Here is a 21,088-nt window from a genome sequence, read left to right on the forward strand (position 1 = left end):
GCGCCGCCCCACCCGCCCCGCCCCATGGAGCCCGACGTCACCGCCGCCCTCGTCACCGACCCGACCCAGGTCGCGGCGCTGCTCGCCGCTGTCCTGGGCGCCGTGTTCGCGCTGTCGCGGGTGCCGGCGCTGGACAAGCTGTTCCGCGTGATCCCGCCGGTGATCTGGGCCTACTTCGTGCCCATGCTGCTGACGACGGCGGGCGTGACGCCGGCGCAGAACGCGGCCTACGACTGGTTCGGCTACGTCCTGCTCCCGTTCGCGCTGTTCCTGCTCATGATCACGATCGACCTGCGGGCGATCCTGAGCCTGGGGCGGCTCGCGCTCCTCATGATGGTCGTCGGCACGCTCGGGATCGTGATCGGCGGACCCGTGGCCTACCTCGCCGTCGGGCAGTTTTTGGGCGGGGCGGAAGCGTGGCAGGGCATGGCGGCCCTCGCCGGGAGCTGGATCGGGGGGACCGCCAACATGGTCGCGCTCCAAGAGTCGGTCGGGCTGAGCGACGCCGGGCTCGCCCCGATCATCGTCGTCGACACGGTCGTCGGGTACGGGTGGCTGGCCGTGCTCCTGTTCCTCTCGGGCTACCAGGAGCGGTTCGACCGCTGGGTCGGGGCGGACACCAAGGCGCTCGACCGCGTCAACGCGACGCTCCGCGAGATCGACCAGACGCGGCAGCCGTCCACGACGGCGACCGTCGCCATGATCGTCGGGCTGGGCGTCGGGGCGGCCGTGCTGTCGCGCGTGCTCGGCGGGCTCCTCCCCGCCCTCGGCGACCCGACGATCATCTCGGGCGGGACGTGGGCCGTGCTCATCGCCGTCACGGCCGGGCTCGCGCTGTCGTTCACGCCGGTCCGCACGCTGGAGCGCGACGGGGCCAGCCAGATCGGATTCGCCGGCCTCTACCTCCTCCTCACCTCGATCGGCGCCACGGCCGACCTCGCCGCCGTGCTCCAGGCGCCGGCCTACCTGCTGATGGGCGTCGTGTGGCTGTCGGTCCACATCGCGCTCCTGTTCCTGGCGGCCAAGCTCCTCCGCGCCCCGCTCTTTTTCGTCGCCACGGGGAGCATGGCGAACGTGGGCGGGGCGGCGAGCGCGCCGATCGTGGCCGGCGTCTACCTCCCGGCGATGGCGCCCGTCGGCCTGCTGATGGCGGTGGCCGGGTACGTGCTGGGGATCTACGCCGCGCTGGGCTGCGCCTGGATGCTGGGGCAGCTGGCGGGATGAGGTTCGGGGTTGGCTGGTTCGGGGTTCAGGGTTGAAAGGCCGGCCGCCCTGCCCTCACGCACTCGCTTCGGAGACCGCCCCGCCCGCCGCAGCAGGGCGAGGTGGAAGACACGAACCCTGAACCTCTGAACCCTGAACCCCCAAACCCTATAACCTCCTCACGAGCGCCAGCGCCCGGCCGACGACGAAAAACTCCCGGTCGTCCGGCCGCGCCGACTCGTCGGCGTAGGTCCGGTCGGCGGCGCGGAACTGGAGGCGCTCGTTGACGAACGCGAACCGGCGGACGACGAGGCGGTCGTAGAACAGGACGGCCACGAGCGCGTCGTCGGCGAGGTCGCGCCAGTCGGCCTCCTCGACCACAACCGTGTCGCCCTTGCGGACGCCGGCGCCGTTCATGCCGTCGTCGCCGGCCGTGACCGCGAGGCAGTCGTCGAGGTCGGTGTCGTCGGGGAGCAGCGACGGGTCGAGGACGAGCGAGCGCCGCGAGCGGGGGAGGGGGGGGGCCGCGTTCTCCGACGTGAGCAGCCGCGCCCGCCGCCCCGCCCCCTCCTTCTGGCGGAGCAGGAAGACGGCCGGCGGCTCGTCGTCGGACGCGTAGAGGTCGGCGTCGTCGACGACCGAGAGGCCGCGCGCCTCGTGCGGCGTCCGCTCCACATAGCCCTTGGTCTCCAGCGCGACCAGCATCTTGTGGACCCCGTTCGTGGACCGGATGCCGAGGCTCTGCCCGACCTCCTTGATCGTCGGCGGCTTCCCGTTCCGGCGGATGTAGTCGCGGAGGAACTCGTATACCTGGTTCTGTCGCTCGGTCAGGCGCGGGCGCATCGGGCAGAGGGGTCGGGCGGGGTGTGGAGGCTCGGAGTTGTCACGTCCCCCCGCCCGCAGATCGCCGCGAGCGGGGCGGGAGAGAAGGGGAGGCACCGCCCCGCCCGCCGAGTCCGCCGGAGGGGGCGGTGGGGCGGGGTGGGGAATGGGGGCGCCGCGGGCCGCCCCGCCCCCGTTTGGAGCGCGTGGGGCGGGGTGGCGACCGAAAGCTAGGGGGTGAAATCATTTTCACCCACCCGAAATAGAGGGTGAACGGATTTTCACTTTGGGGGGTCGGAGCCCCGGATCGCCTACCAAACGGGCCGCGGAAGGGGGCACTTATCCACAAAAAGCGGCCTTCCCGGGGGTTTTTCGGCCGGTGGGGTATGTTGGAAGGGCAGTGGGGAAAAGTGGGGAATCGTCCCCGCAGCCTGGCGGCCCCCCTGATCACCACCCCCTCCCGGCCGTGGCCGGCTTCAAAGGACAAGCGGAGAACTCCCTCGACAGCAAGGGCCGACTGCCCGTGCCGGCGAAGATGCGTCGTGCCCTGAGCCCGGACGCCAAGGAGACGTTTGTCGCCACGCGAGGGGAGGAGCAGTGCGTCGTGCTCTACCCGCTCGACTACTGGGAGGGCGAGATCGAGCCCCGCATGCGCGGGCTCAACATGTTCAACCAGGAGGACCGCGTGTTCGTCCGCCAGCTCAACCGCTGGGCCGACGAGGTGACGATGGACGGGCAGGGCCGCATCGCCGTGCCCAAGCCGCTCGTCGAGTTCGCCGGCCTCCAGCCCGGCGAGAAGGCGCTCGTCATCGGCGCCTTCGACCGCCTCGAAGTGTGGGACCCCACCGTCTTCGAGTCCCACATCAACGACCAACCCGACTACGAATCGCTCGCGGAGCGAGTGATGGGCGGGATCTAACCCCCCGGAGATCCTGCCCAGTTGTCCATGACCGCCCCCCCCTCCATGCCCCGCCCCGACCGACCACGCCGCGCCGACCGCGCCGACGCCCCCCACCCCGGGGCCGGCGCTGGCTCCGGCGTGTCCGATCGGGGCGCGCAGGGGGGGGGCGGGGTGGACCCGCTCCGCTATGCCACGGCCTACCACGCGCCGGTCCTCGCGGCCGAGACCGTCCACTCCCTGGTAACCGACACCGCCGGCCTCTACGTCGACGGCACGCTCGGCGGCGGCGGCCACTCGGCCGCCCTCCTCGACGCCCTCGGCCCGAACGCCCTCGTTGTGGGCATCGACCGCGACCCCGAAGCCATCGCCACCGCCCGCGAGCGCCTCGCCGAGGCGGAGCGGGCGGGGCGGTTCCTCGCGCTCCAGGGCGAGTTCGCGGACGTCGACGGCCTGCTCGGCCGGAACGACCTCGGCCCGCGCCACGGCCGCCCCGCCCAGGGCGTGCTGCTGGACCTGGGCGTGTCGAGCCATCAGATCGACGCCGACGCGCGCGGCTTTGCGTTCTCGGCCGACGGCCCGCTCGACATGCGGATGAGCGGGCGGGGCGAGACGGCCGCCGAGCTCGTCGCCCGCCTCGACGCCGACGACCTGGCCGACGTGATCTACGCCTACGGCGAGGAGCGCCGCTCGCGCCGCATCGCCCGCGCCATCAAGGAGGCGCGGCCCGAGACCACGACGGCCCTCGCCGACGCCGTCCGCTCGGCGTCGCCGACGCGCGACGAGACGAAGACGCTGGCCCGCGTCTTCCAGGCCCTCCGCATCGCCGTCAACGGCGAGCTCGACCAGCTCGAGGCCGCGCTGCCGGCCGCGCTCGGCGTGCTCGGGCGGGGCGGCCGCCTCGCCGTCATCGCCTACCACAGCCTGGAGGACCGCCGGGCCAAGCAGTTCCTCCGCACCGGCACCTTCTCGCGCGACGTCCCGAAGGACCTCTACGGCAACCCGCTCACGCCGTGGAAGGCCGTCACGCGCAAGCCAGTCACGGCCGGCGAGGCCGAGGTCGAGCAGAACCCGCGCTCGCGGAGCGCGCGCCTCCGCGTCGCTGAGAAGGCGGCCGACATCGGCAGCCCGCCCATGCAGCCCTCCGACCTCTAGACCGCCCCGCCCTCGTGCCTACAATGACGCTTCTGACCAACCACCCCGCCTCCGCAGAAGGCGGGCAGGGCACTCTCCCCCCCCCACCGGGGGAGGGGCGGGGTGGGGGACAGACGTCGACGGGACCGCTGACGCCTCGCCTCGCTTCCGGGCGCTCAGTCCATCGCCCAAGCCGCACGGGCGGGGTGGCGCTCCGCCCGGTCCACCACCCCTAGCCCCTCCTGTCCAGGAGGGGGACTGCTCCTGCCGCCCCGCCCCACCCCGCCCGTTCGTCCACCGATGGCTACCCAGACCGCACCCCGCCCGAAGAAGAAGGCCCCGGCTCGCCGGGCGCGCTCGGCGTCGGCCAAGACGGGCCGGCGCGGCGCGGGCCTGCCGGCCTGGGGCGACCTCAAGACGGTCCAGCCCAGTCCGCTCGCGAAGCGGGCGGGGCGGGCCACGGCCGGCGCCAAGCAGGCGACGAAGCGCGCGGCCAAGCGGGCGGGGCGGGCGCGCCCGCTCGACGCCGTCCCCAGCCTCCGGTTCGGGCTGCTCGTGCTCCTCGGCTGCCTCGTCGCGACGCTGTTTGTGAGCCACGTCTACGCCACGCGCGCCACGCTGGGCGACCTCCAGGACGCGCGCCGCGAGAACGAGCGGCTGCGCCTGACGCACCAGCGCCTCCAGGGCGAGGTCGACCAGATGGTCGGCCCGAGCGTGGTCATGCGCCGCGCCGCCGCGCTCGGGCTCGAAGAGGGCGTCGCCTACGGGCCGCCGATCAAGATGAGTGACGAGTAACGAGTGACGGGTGATGAGCAAGAGGCCTCCCCCGCCCCGCTCATCACCCCGCCCTCCCGCATTGCCCATCACTCGTCACCCATCACCCTTTACCCACCCCTCCCATCGCCGCTCGCGACTCCATCCTCACCCGACTCTACGTCGTCCTCGGCGCGCTGCTCGTGCTGCCCGGGCTCGTCGTGGCCCAGATGGTCCGCATCCACGTGGGCGAAGGGGCCGAGCTGCGCGCGCGCGGGGAGCAGCAGGCGGAGAGCATGATCGAGCTGGCGGCGCAGCGCGGGGCCATCCTCGACCGGCGCGGGCGGGCGCTCGCCGTCAACACGGCGCGGTACGAGGTCGCGGCGGACCCGACGGTGCCGGGCTTCGACGACCACGCCAGCGAGCTGTACGCGATCCTGGGCGAGGCGACCGGGCGGGGCGGCGACCACTTCCGCCGGCTCGTGCGCGACCGGGCGAGCCGCCAGTACGTGGTGCTCGTGCGCGACCTGGGCGAGGCGGCCAAGGACCGGCTCGACGCGGCCGGCATCGACGGGCTCATCGTGCGCGGCTCGTACCGCCGCCGCTACAACTACGGCACGCTCGCGTCGCACGTGCTCGGCCACGTCACGCGCGACATGGACGGCGTGGCCGGCATCGAGATGCTGCTCGACCAAGACCTCCAGGGGACGCCCGGCCGGCAGGCCGTCCAGCGCGACCGGCGCGGCGTGGTCAAGGCCGTCGTCGGCGGGACGCGCGTGGAGCCGGAGCACGGCGAGAACGTGGTCCTGACGATCGACCTCGTCCGCCAGGCGATCCTGGAGGAGGAGCTGGCGCGCGGCGTCGAGGCGGCCGGCGCGCAGTGGGGGACGGCCGTCGCGCTCGACCCCAAGACGGGCGCCATCCTGGCGCTCGCGAACGTGCCCACGTTCGACCCCAACCGGCCCGGCGCCTTCTCGAACGCGGCCCGCCGCAACCACGCCGTCGTCGACCGGCTCGAGCCCGGCTCGACGTTCAAGCTCGTGACGGCCGTCGCGGCGCTCGAGAGCGGGGCGGCGACGACCCAGACCGTCTTCGACACGGGCCAGGGCTGGCACGTCTTCCACGGGCGGACCATGAAGGACAGCCACGGCTACGGCCGCATCGCGTTCGGCGACGCGATCCAGAAGTCGTCGAACATCGCGATGGCGCTCGCGGCCGAGAAGATGGGCCGCGGCCCGCTCTACCGCGCCGCCCGCGACCTCGGCTTCGGCCAGCCCACGACGGTCGACCTGCCGGGCGAGATCGGCGGCTCGCTCCGCAAGCCCGAGGACTGGGGCACGCTCACGCTGCCCTGGATGTCGACCGGCTACTCGGTCGAGGTCACGCCGCTCCAGATCGCCGTCGCCTACGCCGCGCTCGCGAACGGCGGCCTTTTGGTTCGCCCGCACGTCGTCGCCGAGCGCCGGAACGCCGCGACCGGCGAGACGGTGTGGTCCGCCCCGCCCGACTCGGTCCGCCGCGCGTTCAGCCGCGAGACCGCCGCGGCGCTGCTCCCGCACTTCGAGGCCGTCGTGGGCAAAGGCGGGACCGCCCCGCTCGCGGCCGTCGAGGGGTTGCGCGTAGCCGGCAAGACGGGCACGGCGCAGCGGGCGACCGGCGGCGGCTACGCCAAGAGCTACCGGTCGTCGTTCGCCGGCCTGTTCCCGGTCGAGGACCCCGAGGTCGTGCTCGTGGTCGTGCTCGACGGGGCGACGAACGGGTTCTACGGCGGCCAGGTGGCGGCGCCCATCTTCGGCGCGACGGCGCGGCGCTGGGTGGGCACGTTCCCGCGCGTGGCCGAGCGCGTGGCGCCGGCCGGCGAGGTGCCCCCGCGCGAGGCCATCCGCCTGCCGCGCGTGACCGGCCTGCCGACCACACTCGCCGCCCACCGCCTCCAGGCCGAGGGCCTGACGGTGAAGGCGGACCGCGACCAGACGTGGGCGCCGGCCGTGACCCGCCCCGCTCCGGGCGACACGGTGCGGCTGAGCCAGACGGTCCGCCTGGACGCCGCCCCGCCCACGGAGACGAGCGCGGGCGGGGCGGTCATGCCCGACCTGAGAGGCCGGAGCGTCCGCGAGGCGGTCGCGTGGCTGCGCGCGCTGGGCGTCGAGCCCCGCGTCGTCGGGCGCGGCGTCGTGCGCCAGCAGTCGGCGCGGGCGGGCGGGGCGGTCCCGCGCCAGGTCACCGTCACGGGGGCGAGCCGATGAGCCTCCAGGCCACCCCGCCCGCCGTCCAGGCCGCGCCCCGCGCGCTGGCCGACCTCGTCGCGCCGCTCCAGGCGGGCGGGGCGGTGGGCCGCGTCGTCGGCGACGCCGACGTGCTCGTGACGGACGTCCAGATCGACAGCCGGGCCGTGACGCCGGGCGCCCTGTTCGGCGCCGTCACCCCGGACACGCACCACGGCCGCGACGGCCACGACTTCGTCGACGACGCGCTCGCGCGCGGCGCCGTCGCCGCCCTCGTCTCGGACGAGTGGCTGGCCGACCGCCCCGCCCCGTCGTCGGCACCGGCGCCCTTGGGGAAGGGTAAGCGCCTCTCCAGCGCGGCCTTCGTTCCGGCAACGGACACGAGGGCTGCGCTCGGGGAGGTCGCGGCGGCGTTCTACGGACGCCCCGGCGATGCGCTCACCACCCTCGGCGTGACCGGCACGAACGGCAAGACCACGACGGTCTTCCTGATTCATCACCTGCTGACCGCCCTCGGTGTGACGGCTGGGCTCGTGGGGACGGTCGAGAACCGGATCGGGAGCACGCGCTACGCCACGGCCTTCACGACACCCGAGGCGCCGGCGCTCCAGCGCTTTCTGCGCGCGTGCGTCGACGGCGGCTGCACGGCGGCGGCGATGGAGGTGTCGAGCCACGGGCTCGCGCTGGACCGCGTGGGCGGGGTGGCGTTCGACGTGGCCGTCTTTACCAACCTGAGCCAGGACCACCTCGACTACCACCGGACGTTCGAGGAGTACCGCGACGCCAAAAAGCGCCTGTTCGACGGGCTCGGCCCGGACGCCACGGCCGTCGTCAACGGCGACGACGATAACTGGAAGGCGATGGTCGCCGACTCGGCGGCGCGCGTCGTCACGTTCGGGACGAGCGAGGGCGTCGATGTCCGCGTCGAGGTCCTGGACAACAGCCTCGACGGCCTGCGGCTCCGCCTGGGCGGGGAGGAGCGGCCGTTCCAGATGGCCGGCCGGTTCAACGCGCTCAACCTCGCCGCCGCGTACGCCTGCGGCGTCGCGCTGGGCTACGAGGGCGGGGCGGTGCTCGACGCGCTCGCCGCGGCGCCCGGCGTGCCGGGCCGCTTCGAGACCGTCCGCGCGGGCGGCGTCGTCGGCGTCGTCGACTACGCGCACACGCCGGACGCGCTCGACAACGTGCTGCGGACGGCCCGCGAGATCGTCCCCGAGGGGAACGCGCTGTGGGCCGTGTTCGGCGCCGGCGGCGACCGCGACGCCGGCAAGCGCCCGCTCATGGCGCGCGTGGCCGAAACGGTCGCCGACCGCGTGGTCCTCACCAGCGACAACCCGCGGACCGAAGACCCCGAGGCCATCCTCAACGACGTCGCCGCCGGGCTCGACCGCCCCGCCCGCGCCGAGCGCGTGGCCGACCGCGCCGACGCCATCCGGTTCGCCGCGGGCGGGGCGGCTCCGGGCGACGTGGTCGTGGTCGCCGGCAAGGGGCACGAGACCTACCAGATCGTCGGCGACGAGCGCCGCGACTTCGACGACCGCGCCGTCCTCCGCGACGCCCTCACGAGCCGCCCCGCCCGCTAGTGCTGTACCTCCTCGCCGAGTGGATCGAGCAGACCTACGCCCCGCCCGGGTTCCAGGTCTTCCAGTTCTCGACCGTCCGCGCTGGCCTCGCGGCTGGGACGGCGCTCCTGGTCGCGCTCTTCGCCGGCAAGCGGATCATCATCGCGCTCCGCCGCCGCCAGCTGGGCGAGACCGTCCGCGAGGGCGAGGACGCCGGCGCCGTCAGCCACGCGCACAAGGCCGGCACGCCGACCATGGGCGGGGTGGTCCTGCTGCTCGCGCTCGCGTCGGGCGTCCTGCTCTGGGCCGACTTGCGCAACCCGTTCGTCTGGGTCGCGCTCGTGGCCACGTTCTGGATGGGCGCCTTCGGGTTCGCCGACGACTACATCAAGGTGGTCCGCAAGCGGAAGGAGGGGATCGCGCCGCGCGTGAAGATCGCCGGGCAGCTCTCGTTGGGCGTGGTCGTCGCCGTGTGCGTCCTGTTTTTCCTGCCCCGCGTCGACGGGACGACCACGTTCACGTCGCTCCCGCTCGTGACCGACGGCGGCATCGACTACGACTTTCTGAGCCCGCTGCTCGGCGTCGAGGTCGGGTGGCTGGTCTACATCGTCGTCGTGACGTTCATCCTGACCGGCGTCTCGAACGCCGTCAACCTGACGGACGGGCTGGACGGGCTGACGGCGGGGACGGCGGCGTTCTCCATGCTCGCGATCGTCGCGATGACGTACGTGACGGGGAATGCGAACCTGGCCGAGTTCGTGAACGACGTGTTCCTCCCGGGCACGAGCGAGCTCGTCATCTTCGGGGCCGCGCTCGCGGCGGCGTGCTTCGGGTTCCTGTGGTACAACGGCTACCCCGCCCAGGTCTTCATGGGCGACACGGGGAGCCTCGCGCTGGGCGCCGCGATCGGGACGCTGGCGATCCTGATCAAGAAGGAGCTGTACCTGCCGGTCGTGGGCGCCGTGTTCTTCGCCGAGACGGTCTCGGTGATCGTGCAGACCGGCTACTTCAAGTACACGAAGCGGAAGTACGGCGAGGGCCGGCGCGTTTTCCGCATGGCGCCCCTGCACCACCACTACGAGGCGATGGGCGTCCACGAGTCGAAGATTGTGATCCGGTTCTGGATCGTGACGGCGCTGCTGTCCATCCTGACCCTCTTCCTGTTCCGCATCCGATGACGCGCGCCGGCCTCTTCGCCCCGCCCGTCGTGCCCGAGACGCCCGTCTCGGCCGAGGCCCTGCGCGCGTCCGTTCCGGGCGCCCGCGTGACCGTCGTGGGCGGCGCCCGGAGCGGGCAGGCCGCGGCCCGGCTCCTCGCGCGCCGCGGCGCGACCGTGTTCCTCACCGACGCCGGCCCCGACGCGGGCGGGGTGGCGGAGACCTTGAAGCGGGGCGGGGTGGAGAGCGAGTTCGGCGGCCACTCGGCGCGCGCGCTCGACGCCGACTGGCTGGTCGTGAGCCCGGGCGTGCCGACGACCTCGAAGCTGGTGCAGTCGGCGCTCCGGCAGAAGCGGCCGGTTTTTTCCGAGATCGAGGTGGCGTCGTGGTTCTGCGACGGGCCGATCATCGCGGTCACGGGCTCGAACGGCAAGACGACCACGACGACGCTCATCGCGCACGTGCTCAGGACGGCGGGGCGGAAGCACGTGGTCGCCGGCAACATCGGGCTCGCCTTCGCGGACTACGTCGACGACGTGGACGCCGAGACGGCGGTCGTCCTCGAGGTCTCCAGCTTCCAGCTCGACCACGTCGCCACGTTCCGGCCGCACGTGGCCGTGCTCCTCAACGTGACGCCGGACCACCTCGACCGCTACGGCGGCGACCTGGCCTCCTACGCCGCGGCCAAGTTCCGCCTGTTCGACAACCTGACGGCCGCCGACTGGCTGGTCTACAACGCCGACGACGCGCTCGTCCGCGAGCGCGCCCTGTCCGTCGCCGCCGCGCGCGGCCTGACGCCCTACGCGGTCGCCATCGACGACGCCGCCCCGCCCGAGCCCGCCACCCCGCCCACCGGCGAGGGCGGGGCGGCCACCCCGCCCAACGCTGCCCTTGCGGGCGGGGTGGAGCGCGGCGCGTTCGCGCGCGGCGGCGAGGTGGTGCTGGCGCTGCCGCCCCCCGGTTCTGGACCCGATTCCCCCCCCACCGTGATCCACGACGACCCCCTCATGCCGACCTCCGACCTCGCGCTCCGCGGGCGCCACAACCTGTACAACTCGCTCGCGTCGGCCGTCGTCGCGCGGGCGATGGAGATCCGCAGCGACGTGGTCCGCGAGAGCCTGACGTCGTTCGAGGGCGTCCCGCACCGGCTGGAGACCGTCCGCACGGTCGACGGCGTCCGGTTCGTGAACGACTCGAAGGCGACGAACGTGAACGCCGTGTGGTACGCGCTCGAGTCGGTCCCGGCCCACGACGACGGCTCGCCGTCGGTCGTGCTCGTCGCCGGCGGCCGCGACAAGGGCAACGACTACGAGCCGCTGGAGCGCCTCGTCGCCGAAAAGGTCAAGGGCATCGTGGCGATCGGCGAGGGCGCCGAGGCCGTCGAGCGCGAGCTCGGCCCGCACACGGCGCTCGTCGCGCGCGCGGCGTCGATGGAGGAGGCCATCGGGGCCGCCCGGCGCCTCGCCGCGCCCGGCGACACCGTCCTCCTCAGCCCGGCCTGCGCCTCGTTCGACATGTTCGAGGACTACGAAGACCGGGGCGACACCTTCAAGCGGCTCGTCCGCGCCCTGTGAGCGTGACGAGTAATCAGCCCCGCCGCCCCGCCCCGCCCGACCCCGTCCCGATGACTGCAACCACCCCGCCCCCGCATCGCCGCGCCCTCCACGAGGGCGGGGCGGTCGCTGGGCGCTCGCCTCGCACCATCCCGCCCGCTCTCTAGCCGAGGGCGGGGTGGTCTGGCCGCCCCGCCCACCTGCCACCCCGCCCGAACGGACACCACGCGTGGTGTCCCTACCGATTCGCCACCCCGCCCCCGCATCTCCACCGTGTCCACCGCCGCCGCCCCGTCCCGCCAGCCTGTGGCCCGCCCGCACGCCGACCGCGCCATCATCTGGGGCGTCCTCGCGTTGTGCGCGGTGGGCGTGGTCGCCGTGTACTCGGCCGTGTCGTTCCTGGCCGAGACGAAGTCGGGCGGCGACACCGAGCGGTTCCTGTTCCGGCACCTCCTCCGCGTCGGGCTCGCGCTGGGCGCCGCCGGCGTGCTGTCGCTGGTCGACTACCGGCGGCTCGCGCGCGTGTCGAAGCTGGCCCTCCTGGGCTCGCTCGCGCTCCTCGTCGCCGTCCAGGTCATGGGCGCCGTCACGAACGGGGCGCAGCGGTGGATCGAGCTGGGGCCGATAAGCTTCCAGCCGTCGGACCTGGCGAAGGTGGCCCTCATCGTGCACGTGGCCGTGCTGCTCGCCAAAAAGCAGGCGTACATCGGCGATCTGGGGCGCGGGTTCGCGCCGCTCCTTGCGTGGATCGCCCCGACGATCCTGCTCATCGGCATGGAGGACCTGTCGACGGCCGCCGTGCTGTCGGCCACGATGGGCGCCATGCTGTTCGTCGGGCGCGTCCGCGTGCTGCACATGGCGGCCGTCGCGCTCGCGGGCCTCGTGCTCGCCGTCGGGTTCCTGTCGTCGAGCCCGCAGCGGGCGGCCCGGCTCGAAGCGTGGACCGGCGTCGAGCTGTTCGCGTCGAACGACGAGGCCGTCGAGATCAGCGCCCAGGACGAAAACTACCAGGCCGACCAGGCGCGCATCGCGTTCGCCATGGGCGGGGTGGCGGGCGTCGGGCCGGGCAAGAGCCTCCAGCGCGACTTCCTGCCGGCGCCCTACAACGACTTCATCTTCGCCATCATCGCCGAGGAGTACGGGCTCGTGGGGGCGGGCGTGGTGCTGTTCGTGTTCGTGTGGCTGCTCGGGCGGGGCTTCCTGCGCGTGGCCAAGAACGCGCCCGACCCGCTCGGCCTGTTCCTCGCGACCGGCCTGACCACGGCCGTCGTGCTCGGCGGGTTCGTCAACGCCGCCGTGGCGACGGGGCTCTTGCCGGTCACCGGGCTGGCCATGCCGTTCGTGAGCTACGGCGGCACGTCGATGATCGCGACCGGCGCCATGGTGGGCATCCTGCTCAACGTGTCGCGCCACAGCAAAACCACGGCCTGACTCCGCCCCGCCCTCAGCCAACGACGGCCCCCCGGCCCGACCGTAGCGCCACCCCGCCCATGACCACCGACGCCACCCCGCCCGCAGTCCGGCCCGCCTCCAAGGCGGTGGGGACGCCGCGCGTGCTCTTCGCGTGCGGCGGGACGGGCGGGCACGTCTACCCGGCCATCGCGATTGCCGACGCCGTGCGCGAGCTGCGGCCGGGCGCCGCCGTCTCGTTCGTCGGCACGCGCGACCGGATGGAGTGGGAGGCCGTGCCGAAGGCGGGCTACCCGATTCGCGCCGTGACGGTCAGCGGGTTCCAGCGCGGGCTCTCGGCGGAGGCCCTGAAGCGGAACGCGACGTTCCCGCTCAAGCTCGCCAAGGGGCTGTGGGACAGCTGGCGCGCCCTCTCAGCGTTCGACCCCGACGTGGTCGTGGGCACGGGCGGCTACGTGAGCGGGCCGGTCGGGCTGGCCGCCACGCTCCGCGGGATCCCGCTCGTGCTCCAGGAGCAGAACGCCTACGCCGGCGCCACCAACAAGCTGTTGGCGGGGCGGGCGCGGCGCGTGTTCGTCGCCTTCGATGCCGCCCGCGCCGCCTTTGGCGGGGCGGACGTGACGGTCGCCGGCAACCCGGTCCGCGCCGACCTCGCGCGCGCCGACCGCGCCGAGGCCCGCGCGCACTGGGAGATCCCCGACGACGCGCGCGTGCTCCTCGCGATGGGCGGCTCGCTGGGCGCCGGCCCCATCAACGGCGCCCTCAAGCTCTACCTCGACGCGCTCCTCGCCGACGAGGCAGCGTTCGTGCTCTGGGCCGCCGGGAGCCGCTACTACGACACGCTCCGCGAGGCCGTCCCCGCGCACCCGCGGCTCCGGCTCGTCCCGTACCTCGACCGGATGGACCTGGCCTACGCCGCCGCCGACCTCGCGCTCTGCCGCGCCGGCGCCATCACGTGCTCCGAGCTCGCGGTCACGGCCACGCCGTCGGTCCTCGTCCCCAGCCCCAACGTGACAGCCGACCACCAGACGAAGAACGCCCGCGCGCTCGCCGACGCCGGCGCCGCCGTCCTGCTCCCCGAGGCCGACCTCTCGGCGCAGTTCGAGACCGTCGTCCTCCCGCTCCTCCACGACGCCGACCGCCTGGCCGCCATGGGCGGGGCGGCGCTCGAGATCGCCCGGCCCGACGCCGCGCGCACGATCGCCGAGGCCGTCGTCGCGATCGCAGACCGCCCCGCCCGATGACCCCGACGACTCCCAACCATGGGCCGACCAACGGGCCGGCCGCGCACGGCGAGATGGGCCGCGTGCGGTGCGTCCACATGGTCGGGATCGGGGGGATCGGCATGTCGTCGATCGCCGAGGTCCTGATCAACCGCGGCTTCGAGGTCTCGGGGTCGGACCTCAAAAAGGGCGACGTGACGGCGCACCTCGAAGCGCTCGGCGCGACGGTCTACGAGGGCCACGCCGCCGAGCACGTGGCCGACGCCGACGTCGTCGTCTACTCGTCGGCCGTCCGGCCGGACGAGAACCCGGAGACCGCCGAGGCCACGCGCCGGCTCATCCCCATCATCAAGCGGGCCGAGATGCTCGGCGAGCTCATGCGCGCCAAGCGCGGCGTGGGCATCGCCGGCACGCACGGGAAGACCACGACGACGACGATGGTCGGGCTCGTGGCGAAGGCGGCGGGGCTCGACCCGACGATCATCGTCGGCGGCAAGGTGGCCGTGTTCGGGTCGAACGCCGTCGCCGGCCACGGCGAGCTCATCGTGGTCGAGGCCGACGAGTACGACCGGACGTTCCTCCGGCTCACGCCGATTGTCGCGGTCGTGACCAACATCGAGGCCGACCACCTCGACATCTACGACGACCTCGACGACATCAAGCGGGCGTTCGTGCAGTTTGCCAACTCGGTCCCCTTTTTCGGCGCGGCCATCCTGTGCCTGGACGACGAGAACGTGCGGAGCGTGCTGGGCCAGATCCACCGGCCGGTCGTGACGTACGGGACGAGCCGGCAGGCCACGCTGCGCGCCGAGAACGTCGAGCAGACCGGCGCCGTCACGCGGTTCGACGTGGTCGAGGGGACCGAGCGGCTGGGCGGGGTGGTGCTCGGGGCGCCCGGCCTCCACAACGTCCGCAACGCGCTGGCCGCCGTCGCCGTCGGGCGCGAGCTGGACGTCCCGTTTGCCGAGATCGCCGCCGGGCTCGCCGAGTACGCCGGCGTCGACCGCCGCTTCCAGATCAAGGGCGAGGGCGCCGCCCCGCCCCACCCGGACGGCGAGGGCGGGGTGGAGAGCGGGGCGGCCACGGTGCTCGTCGTCGACGACTACGCCCACCACCCGACCGAGGTCGAGGCCACGCTGCTCGCCGCCGCCCGCGGCTGGCCCGACCGCCGCGTGGTGGCCGTCTTCCAGCCCCACCTCTACAGCCGCACGCGCGACCTCGCCGACGACTTCGCGCGCGCCTTCTACGACGCCGACGTCCTCGTCGTGACCGACGTGTACCCCGCCCGCGAGGCGCCCATCGAGGGCGTGAGCGGCCAGACGGTCGCCGACCTCGCGCGCCAGTACGGCCACCGCGACGTCCACTACCAGGCCGACAAGACGGCGCTGCCGGACACGCTCCGCGGCCTCGCGCAGCCGGGCGACCTCGTCGTCACGATGGGGGCCGGCGACGTGTGGCGCTACGGGGACGCGTTCCTCGCGTCGCTCCAGCCTGCCACCCCGCCCACCTCGTGATGGCTGATTCCAAGCACACGACTCGCCGTCGCTGGCTCCGCCGTCTGGGCGGGGTGGCGCTGGTCCTCGCCCTCGTCGCCGCGTGGGTGTGGCAGCGGACGCTCCCGTTCGAGCGCGTCGCCGTGGTCGGTACGGCGCACGCGCCGGTCGCCGAGGTCGAGCGGCTCGTCGGCGTCACGCCGGACTCGACGGCGCTCTACGCGCTCGACCCGGGGCTCCTGGCGGGCCGCGCCGAGCGGCACCCGTGGGTCCACCGCGCGAGCGTCCGCCGCCTGCCGACCGGCACGCTCCGCGTGCGCGTCGAGGAGCGCGAGCCGGTCGCCCTCGCGCTGGGCGCCGACGGCCGGCCCAGCCACTTTCTCGACGCTCAGGGCTTTATGATGCCGCCCTCGCCGTCGGCCCTCTACGACGTGCCCGTCCTCCGCGACGCGCCGCCCTACCACGCCGTCCAGCCGGTCGCCGACGCCGACCTCCGCTCGCTCCTCGCCGCCCTCTCCCGCGCCGACGACGCCACGCGCGCCCTCGTCTCCGAGGTCGCGTGGGGGCCGTCGCCCACGCTCTGGACCACGCCGACGACGGGCCACGGCTCGGTGCCGGTCCGCCTCGGGCGGGGCGGCGACCCGGCCGACCAACTCCGCCGGCTCCGCGCCTTCTGGGACCAGGCCGTCCTGCCCCGCCCCGCCCACGACTTCCGGCTCGTCGACCTGCGGTTCGACGGCCAGGTCGTGACGCGCGAGGGCGGGGCGGCCGACGGGTCACGGGTGACGGGTGACGAGCCCGAGTCCGCGTCCCGAGGCTGACGCCACCCGCTCGTCCCCGACATCCAGGCCACCCCGCCCGCTCCGCCACCCCGCCCTCGCTCTGCTTCCCGTGACCACCCGCTGCCACCCCGCCCGCGTGTCGCCGCCGTCCCTCCACGAGGGCGGGGCGGGGCGGGGCGGGAACGGGCCTCCTCCTCGATGGAGGAGGCCAGGGGCAGGCGTGTGCTCCTCAGCACGCTCTTTCACACGAGTCCTTCCCGCGCAGGCGGGAATCCAGGATGGGAGGGCGGCGCCGCTCGACTCCTGGGTCCCCGCCTGCGCGGGGATAGACGTGGGAGAGGAGGGCGGTCGAGGCGGCGCCTGCGACCGCTTCCAGGAGAGGCCCCCGCCCCACCGCCGGCCGCTCCCGAGGGCGGGGCGGTAGCCCCGGGCGCCGCGCCCCCGCCCCGCCCGTCACTCATCACTCTTTACTCATCACTCTTCCCCCCAGACCCATGAAAGACACCGAACGCATCGTCGTCAGCGTAGACATCGGGACGACCAAGATCTGCGCCGTCGTCGGCTCGACCGACGCCCTCGGCCGCACGAACGTCCTGGGCGTCGGCTGGGCCGCCTCCGAGGGGCTCAACCGCGGCGTCGTCGTCAACATCGACAAGACCGTCGAGGCCGTCCGCAAGGCGGTCGGCGAGGCCGAGCGCGCGGCCGGCGTCGAGACCCGGTCCGTCGTCGTCGGCATCGCCGGCGACCACATCCAGAGCTTCCAGAGCCGCGGCGTGATCACGGTCACCGGCGGCGAGATCAGCCGCGAGGACGTGACGCGGCTCCTCGAAGACACCAAGCACGTGGCCATGCCGGCCGACCGCGAGATCCTCCACGTGCTCCCGCAGGATTTTATCGTCGACGGCCAGGACGGCGTGGCCGACCCCATCGGCATGTCGGGCGTGCGCCTCGAAGCGAACGTCCACATCATCACCGGGCTGGTCTCGGCGGCCAAGAACGTCTACCGCTGCATCGAGAAGGCCGGCTATGCCGTCGACGACATCGTCCTGGAGCCGCTGGCCTCGTCGCTCGCCGTCCTGCACGACGACGAGAAGGAGGTCGGCGTGGTCTTGGTCGACATCGGCGGCGGGACGACCGACATCGCCGTCTTCGAGGACAAGACGATCCGCCACACGGCCGTCGTCGCCGTCGCCGGTAACAAGGTGACCGACGACTTGCGCAAGGGGCTCGGCATCTTGCACGACCAGGCTGAGCGGCTCAAGCGCCAGTTCGGCGTGGCCCACACCGACCTCGTGACTGAGGACAAAGAGATCCAGATCCCCGGGATCGGCGGGCGCCCCGACAAGTCCATTGGACAATCGACGCTCGCCCAGATCATCCAGCCGCGGTTGGAGGAGATCCTGGAAATCGTCGCCATCGAGATCAAGCGGTCCGGCTACGGCCGCCACCTCTCGGCCGGCGTCGTCCTCACCGGGGGCGGGGCGCTCATCCCGGGCACGGCCGAGCTGGCCGCCGAGATCCTCGGCATTGAGGCCCGCATCGGCCGCCCGCTCGGGCTCGACGGCGGCCTCGCCGAGGAGGTCGACGACCCGAAGTACGCGACCGGCGTGGGCCTCGTGCTCCACGGCCTGCGCACCGGCGCCGGGGCCGGCACCTCGCTCCTCACCCACGACGCCGCCGAGCCCGACGCCGCTCCGCCCGAGCCGGCCTTCGGCGACGGCTACGACGCCGACCCCGACCGCCTGGTCTCGAAAATCACCAGCCGCATGCGGAGCTGGTTCGACGAACTCTAGACGGCACGCCCTCGGCGCACGCTCTAGACCGCACGCCCCAACCGACAGAAAGCACAGGCGGCGGGACCGCGGAGCCGGTACTTTGCCGGTGGTCCCACCGCCCCTCTACAATCCTGGCCACCCATCCGGGGGGACTCATCATGAACTCAGACTTTTCCACACGTTTCGCGTTCGACGACGACGCACAAGACACGGCGCTCATTCGCGTCATCGGCGTCGGCGGCGGAGGCGGCAACGCCGTCAACAACATGCTCACCAAGGGCATCCACGGCGTCGAATTCGTCGCCGTCAACACGGACGCCCAGGCGCTCCAGGCCAACGAGGCGCCCACGCGCATTCAAATGGGCCGCGAGCTGACGAAGGGGCTCGGGGCCGGCGCCCGGCCGTCGGTCGGCGCCGAGGCCGCCCAGGAGAGCCACCGCGACATCGAGGCGGCCCTCGACGGGGCCGACATGGTGTTCGTCGCTGCTGGCATGGGCGGCGGCACCGGGACCGGCGCCGCGCCCGTCGTGGCGGCGATCGCCAAGGAGATGGGCATCCTCACCGTCGCCGTCGTGACCAAGCCGTTCGTGGCCGAGGGCCGCAAGCGGCTCCGGATGGCCGAGCAGGGCATCGAGGCGCTCCGCGAGACGGTCGACACGCTCATCATCATCCCGAACGAGCGCCTGCTCGACGTGGCCGACGACTCGACCACGCTCGTCGAGGCCTTCGAGATGGCCGACGACGTGCTCTACAACGCCACGCGCGGCATCTCGGAGCTCATCACGGTCCACGGCCTCATCAACCTCGACTTCGCCGACATCCGCACGACGATGCTCGACGGCGGGACGGCGCTCATGTCGTCGGCCATCAAGACGGGCGAGAACCGGGCGCAGAAGGCGGCGCAGGAGGCCATCTCGAGCCCGCTCCTCGACGGCATCTCGATCGCCGGCGCGCGCAACGTGCTCGTCAACATCACGGCCGGCGTCGACCTCGGCGTCCGCGAGGCGACGCAGGCCACGGCCGTCATCCAGAACGAGGCCGGCGACGAGGCCGAGGTCATCTTCGGGACCGTCATCGACGAGACGCTCGGCGACTCGCTCCGCGTGACGGTCATCGCGACCGGCTTCGACCAGGTCGCTCGGGAGGAGGAGGAGGAGGCCCCGCGCCGCAGCGTGACGCTGGGGGCGGGGCGGCAGGGCGCGCCGCGCTACAAGGGCGAGGACAGCCTGAAGGTCCTCGACGAGCCGGCGTTCGAGCGCCGCCGCCCGCCGGAGCCGCCCCGCCCGGCGCCCGAGCGGCTCCGCGAGGACGAGGAGCTGCCGGGCGAGCGCCCGCGCCCGACGCCCCGCGGCGAGAGCGACGTGGCGCGCCCGGGCAACGTCCGCCGCCTCCCCGCCCAGGACGTCCCGCGCCAGGAGCGCATCAACAAGGACGACACCGACGTGCCGGCCTTCCTGCGGAGGATGATGGACTGACTTCCGAATGCGGAACGCGGAATGATGAACGAGGAAAGGGAGCTGCGGGCGGGGCGGTGACGCACTCGTGACACCGCCCCACTCGTAGCCTCCAGGCATCGGCACGGAACGCGGCGTGTGGTCTGAGGCCCTTCGTCATTCCGCATTCTCGATTCCGCATTCCACAGGTCCCCCCGGACAACTCCGCCAGGGTTGTCCATGAGGCCCCACCGGAACTCCGCCCGGTGGGGCCTCGCCTTGCGCGGGCGGGGCGGTGGAGGGCTCCGCTCGCTCGGGGCCGCCACCCCGCCCGCGGGCGGTCGGCTGGGAACGGCGGCGGGTTTTGGCCAAGGGCGGGGCGGACCCGGCGGCGTTCGGGTTCGGTCTCCTACGGCGCCTCCCCCGCGTGGGCGGGGCGGCGAGTGAGCGGTTTGGCCTCCCCGCCCGGCGGACGACGGAGCGTTTTGGCCGATCTACTGACCTACCGGCCCACGGTCCTCACAGGCCCACGCTCAGCCCGAGCCCGGCCTCGAAGGCCGTAAAGCTCCCGACGGTCCCGCCGAGGCGGCCCACGACGGCCACCCGGTCCGAGACCCGGTAGGCCGGCGCCACGCGCACGTCGGCGAGCGCCCGCGACGCGAACGCGTTGCTCTCGGCGTAGTAGCGGCCGCCGGCCGACACGTCGGCCGTCAGGGCTGGGCCGAACCGGGCGCGGAGCGTGGCGACGAGGCGCGCCTGCGTGGGGACGGCAGCGTCCTGGCCGAGGCGCGTGAGTGCGGCGCCCGCCGCGTCGCTCCCCGCCTTCCGGCGGCCGGCCGCGAGCACGCGCACCGGCAGCCCGCCGACGAGGCCGGCCCACTCCGCCGAGGCCCCGAACGTGTCGCCCGTCGTGTACTCCAGCTCCCCCAGCGTGTCCGTCCCGAAGCGGACGTAGTGGCCGTCGACGGCGACCGTCGATCCGTCCGCGAGGAGCACGTCGACGCCGGCCGTGAGCGCCAACTCATCGCCCGGGTTGAACGAGGCGTCGAGGTCGGCGCGCGGCTCGAAGCCCGTCCGCAGCCGGTACGCCACCCCGCCCCCGACCACGACCGAGGGGCCGGCGGGGACGGCGACCGACACGCTCGGCATCACGCTCGGCCCGCGACGCGGATACGGCGCGGCGAGGGCGTAGACGTCCTGGGCTGCCAGGAACGCCGTCGCCGCCTCGGCCCGCGTCAGGCCGCCGCCGGCCGGCACCGTCGCCGCGAGCCCGACGGCCACCGCCCCGCCCCCGACCGGCCGGCGGACGCTGAGCGCGACCTCGGCGTCGGCGAACCCGCCCACGCTCTCGCCGCCGTCCCGCGACGACGTCGCGTAGGCCGCGCGCAGGCTGAGGTCGACCCCGCGCGCGACGGGCACGAGGACCACGAGCGGCACCGCGATCTGGCGGAGCCCGGACGAGTCGCCCAGGGCCGAGTCGTCCAGGACCTGCTGGTACACGGCCGCCGCCGTGACCTGGGCGGGGAGGCGCGCCTGGGCGGCGAGCGTGGGCGCCCACAGGGCGAGAACGGCCAGCCCGAGCGCGACCACCCCGCCCCCGCGGCGGAACGGGCGGGCGGGGCGGGGCGGCCGGTAGGCGCGCGGGCGGGGCGGGGAGGGCATCGG

Annotated in this window: 16 protein-coding genes; 14 read left to right on the forward strand and 2 right to left on the reverse strand. The window is 73.8% G+C overall.

What is annotated here, in order from left to right:
• Nucleotides 1-24: 24 nt before the first annotated feature.
• Nucleotides 25-1,224 carry a DUF819 family protein gene (locus RM540_RS00440; RefSeq protein WP_311661160.1) on the forward strand — a complete coding sequence of 400 codons (1,200 nt, stop codon included), beginning with the start codon at nucleotides 25-27 and terminating at the stop codon, nucleotides 1,222-1,224.
• 147 nt (nucleotides 1,225-1,371) lie between these two features.
• On the opposite strand, the gene RM540_RS00445 is transcribed toward RM540_RS00440, so the two are convergent.
• Nucleotides 1,372-2,046: a LexA family protein gene (locus tag RM540_RS00445; protein ID WP_311661162.1), complete on the reverse strand. Its 675-nt coding sequence runs from the start codon at nucleotides 2,044-2,046 to the stop codon at nucleotides 1,372-1,374.
• 445 nt (nucleotides 2,047-2,491) lie between these two features.
• On the opposite strand from RM540_RS00445, the gene mraZ reads away from it, so the two are divergent.
• The 13 genes from mraZ (at nucleotide 2,492) to ftsZ (ending at nucleotide 19,465) form a co-directional block, all read left to right on the forward strand.
• Complete coding sequence (gene mraZ, locus RM540_RS00450; protein ID WP_311661164.1) at nucleotides 2,492-2,944, forward strand: division/cell wall cluster transcriptional repressor MraZ; 453 nt, start codon at nucleotides 2,492-2,494, stop codon at nucleotides 2,942-2,944.
• 27 nt (nucleotides 2,945-2,971) lie between these two features.
• Nucleotides 2,972-4,078, forward strand: coding sequence for a 16S rRNA (cytosine(1402)-N(4))-methyltransferase RsmH (rsmH, locus tag RM540_RS00455; protein WP_311661165.1), 1,107 nt, complete (start codon nucleotides 2,972-2,974; stop codon nucleotides 4,076-4,078).
• A 279-nt stretch (nucleotides 4,079-4,357) separates the two neighbouring features.
• The gene (locus tag RM540_RS00460; RefSeq protein WP_311661166.1) at nucleotides 4,358-4,852 is read left to right on the forward strand and encodes a hypothetical protein; all 495 of its coding nucleotides are present in this window, start codon (nucleotides 4,358-4,360) and stop codon (nucleotides 4,850-4,852) included.
• 161 nt (nucleotides 4,853-5,013) lie between these two features.
• Entirely contained in the window at nucleotides 5,014-7,056 is a 2,043-nt protein-coding gene (locus tag RM540_RS00465) for a penicillin-binding transpeptidase domain-containing protein (protein WP_311661167.1), read from the forward strand.
• Nucleotides 7,053-8,618, forward strand: coding sequence for a UDP-N-acetylmuramoyl-L-alanyl-D-glutamate--2,6-diaminopimelate ligase (locus RM540_RS00470; RefSeq protein ID WP_311661168.1), 1,566 nt, complete (start codon nucleotides 7,053-7,055; stop codon nucleotides 8,616-8,618). The genes RM540_RS00465 and RM540_RS00470 overlap by 4 nt, the downstream gene beginning before the upstream one ends.
• Nucleotides 8,618-9,775, forward strand: coding sequence for a phospho-N-acetylmuramoyl-pentapeptide-transferase (gene mraY / locus RM540_RS00475; RefSeq protein WP_311661169.1), 1,158 nt, complete (start codon nucleotides 8,618-8,620; stop codon nucleotides 9,773-9,775). The genes RM540_RS00470 and mraY overlap by 1 nt, the downstream gene beginning before the upstream one ends.
• Nucleotides 9,772-11,328: a Mur ligase family protein gene (locus RM540_RS00480; RefSeq protein ID WP_311661171.1), complete on the forward strand. Its 1,557-nt coding sequence runs from the start codon at nucleotides 9,772-9,774 to the stop codon at nucleotides 11,326-11,328. The genes mraY and RM540_RS00480 overlap by 4 nt, the downstream gene beginning before the upstream one ends.
• Nucleotides 11,329-11,580: 252 nt before the next feature.
• The gene (locus RM540_RS00485; RefSeq protein WP_311661172.1) at nucleotides 11,581-12,738 is read left to right on the forward strand and encodes an FtsW/RodA/SpoVE family cell cycle protein; all 1,158 of its coding nucleotides are present in this window, start codon (nucleotides 11,581-11,583) and stop codon (nucleotides 12,736-12,738) included.
• Between the two features lie 59 nt (nucleotides 12,739-12,797).
• The gene (gene murG / locus RM540_RS00490) at nucleotides 12,798-13,961 is read left to right on the forward strand and encodes an undecaprenyldiphospho-muramoylpentapeptide beta-N-acetylglucosaminyltransferase (RefSeq protein ID WP_311661174.1); all 1,164 of its coding nucleotides are present in this window, start codon (nucleotides 12,798-12,800) and stop codon (nucleotides 13,959-13,961) included.
• Between the two features lie 53 nt (nucleotides 13,962-14,014).
• Nucleotides 14,015-15,454 carry a UDP-N-acetylmuramate--L-alanine ligase gene (gene murC / locus RM540_RS00495; protein WP_349256284.1) on the forward strand — a complete coding sequence of 480 codons (1,440 nt, stop codon included), beginning with the start codon at nucleotides 14,015-14,017 and terminating at the stop codon, nucleotides 15,452-15,454.
• Entirely contained in the window at nucleotides 15,454-16,254 is an 801-nt protein-coding gene (locus RM540_RS00500) for a cell division protein FtsQ/DivIB (protein WP_311661177.1), read from the forward strand. Before murC ends, RM540_RS00500 begins: the two co-directional genes overlap by 1 nt.
• A 455-nt stretch (nucleotides 16,255-16,709) precedes the next feature.
• Complete coding sequence (ftsA, locus tag RM540_RS00505; protein ID WP_311661179.1) at nucleotides 16,710-18,008, forward strand: cell division protein FtsA; 1,299 nt, start codon at nucleotides 16,710-16,712, stop codon at nucleotides 18,006-18,008.
• Between the two features lie 140 nt (nucleotides 18,009-18,148).
• A complete protein-coding gene (gene ftsZ, locus RM540_RS00510) occupies nucleotides 18,149-19,465 on the forward strand; it encodes a cell division protein FtsZ (protein WP_311661181.1) in 1,317 nt (438 codons plus the stop codon).
• Between the two features lie 477 nt (nucleotides 19,466-19,942).
• On the opposite strand, the gene RM540_RS00515 is transcribed toward ftsZ, so the two are convergent.
• Nucleotides 19,943-21,085 carry a hypothetical protein gene (locus tag RM540_RS00515; protein WP_311661182.1) on the reverse strand — a complete coding sequence of 381 codons (1,143 nt, stop codon included), beginning with the start codon at nucleotides 21,083-21,085 and terminating at the stop codon, nucleotides 19,943-19,945.
• Nucleotides 21,086-21,088: the final 3 nt, after the last annotated feature.

This window comes from Rubrivirga litoralis, from assembly GCF_031846415.1.
In the GTDB taxonomy this organism is placed as follows: Bacteria; Bacteroidota; Rhodothermia; order Rhodothermales; family Rubricoccaceae; genus Rubrivirga; species Rubrivirga litoralis.

Coding starts and splice junctions, on each gene's coding strand:
- murC (WP_349256284.1), top strand. CDS start 14,015: ATGGGCCGCGTGCGGTGCGTCCACATGGTCGGGATCGGGGGGATCGGC.
- ftsA (WP_311661179.1), top strand. CDS start 16,710: ATGAAAGACACCGAACGCATCGTCGTCAGCGTAGACATCGGGACGACC.
- ftsZ (WP_311661181.1), top strand. CDS start 18,149: ATGAACTCAGACTTTTCCACACGTTTCGCGTTCGACGACGACGCACAA.
- rsmH (WP_311661165.1), top strand. CDS start 2,972: ATGACCGCCCCCCCCTCCATGCCCCGCCCCGACCGACCACGCCGCGCC.
- RM540_RS00440 (WP_311661160.1), top strand. CDS start 25: ATGGAGCCCGACGTCACCGCCGCCCTCGTCACCGACCCGACCCAGGTC.
- RM540_RS00445 (WP_311661162.1), bottom strand. CDS start 2,046: ATGCGCCCGCGCCTGACCGAGCGACAGAACCAGGTATACGAGTTCCTC.
- RM540_RS00480 (WP_311661171.1), top strand. CDS start 9,772: ATGACGCGCGCCGGCCTCTTCGCCCCGCCCGTCGTGCCCGAGACGCCC.
- RM540_RS00470 (WP_311661168.1), top strand. CDS start 7,053: ATGAGCCTCCAGGCCACCCCGCCCGCCGTCCAGGCCGCGCCCCGCGCG.
- RM540_RS00500 (WP_311661177.1), top strand. CDS start 15,454: ATGGCTGATTCCAAGCACACGACTCGCCGTCGCTGGCTCCGCCGTCTG.
- RM540_RS00460 (WP_311661166.1), top strand. CDS start 4,358: ATGGCTACCCAGACCGCACCCCGCCCGAAGAAGAAGGCCCCGGCTCGC.
- RM540_RS00515 (WP_311661182.1), bottom strand. CDS start 21,085: ATGCCCTCCCCGCCCCGCCCGCGCGCCTACCGGCCGCCCCGCCCCGCC.
- murG (WP_311661174.1), top strand. CDS start 12,798: ATGACCACCGACGCCACCCCGCCCGCAGTCCGGCCCGCCTCCAAGGCG.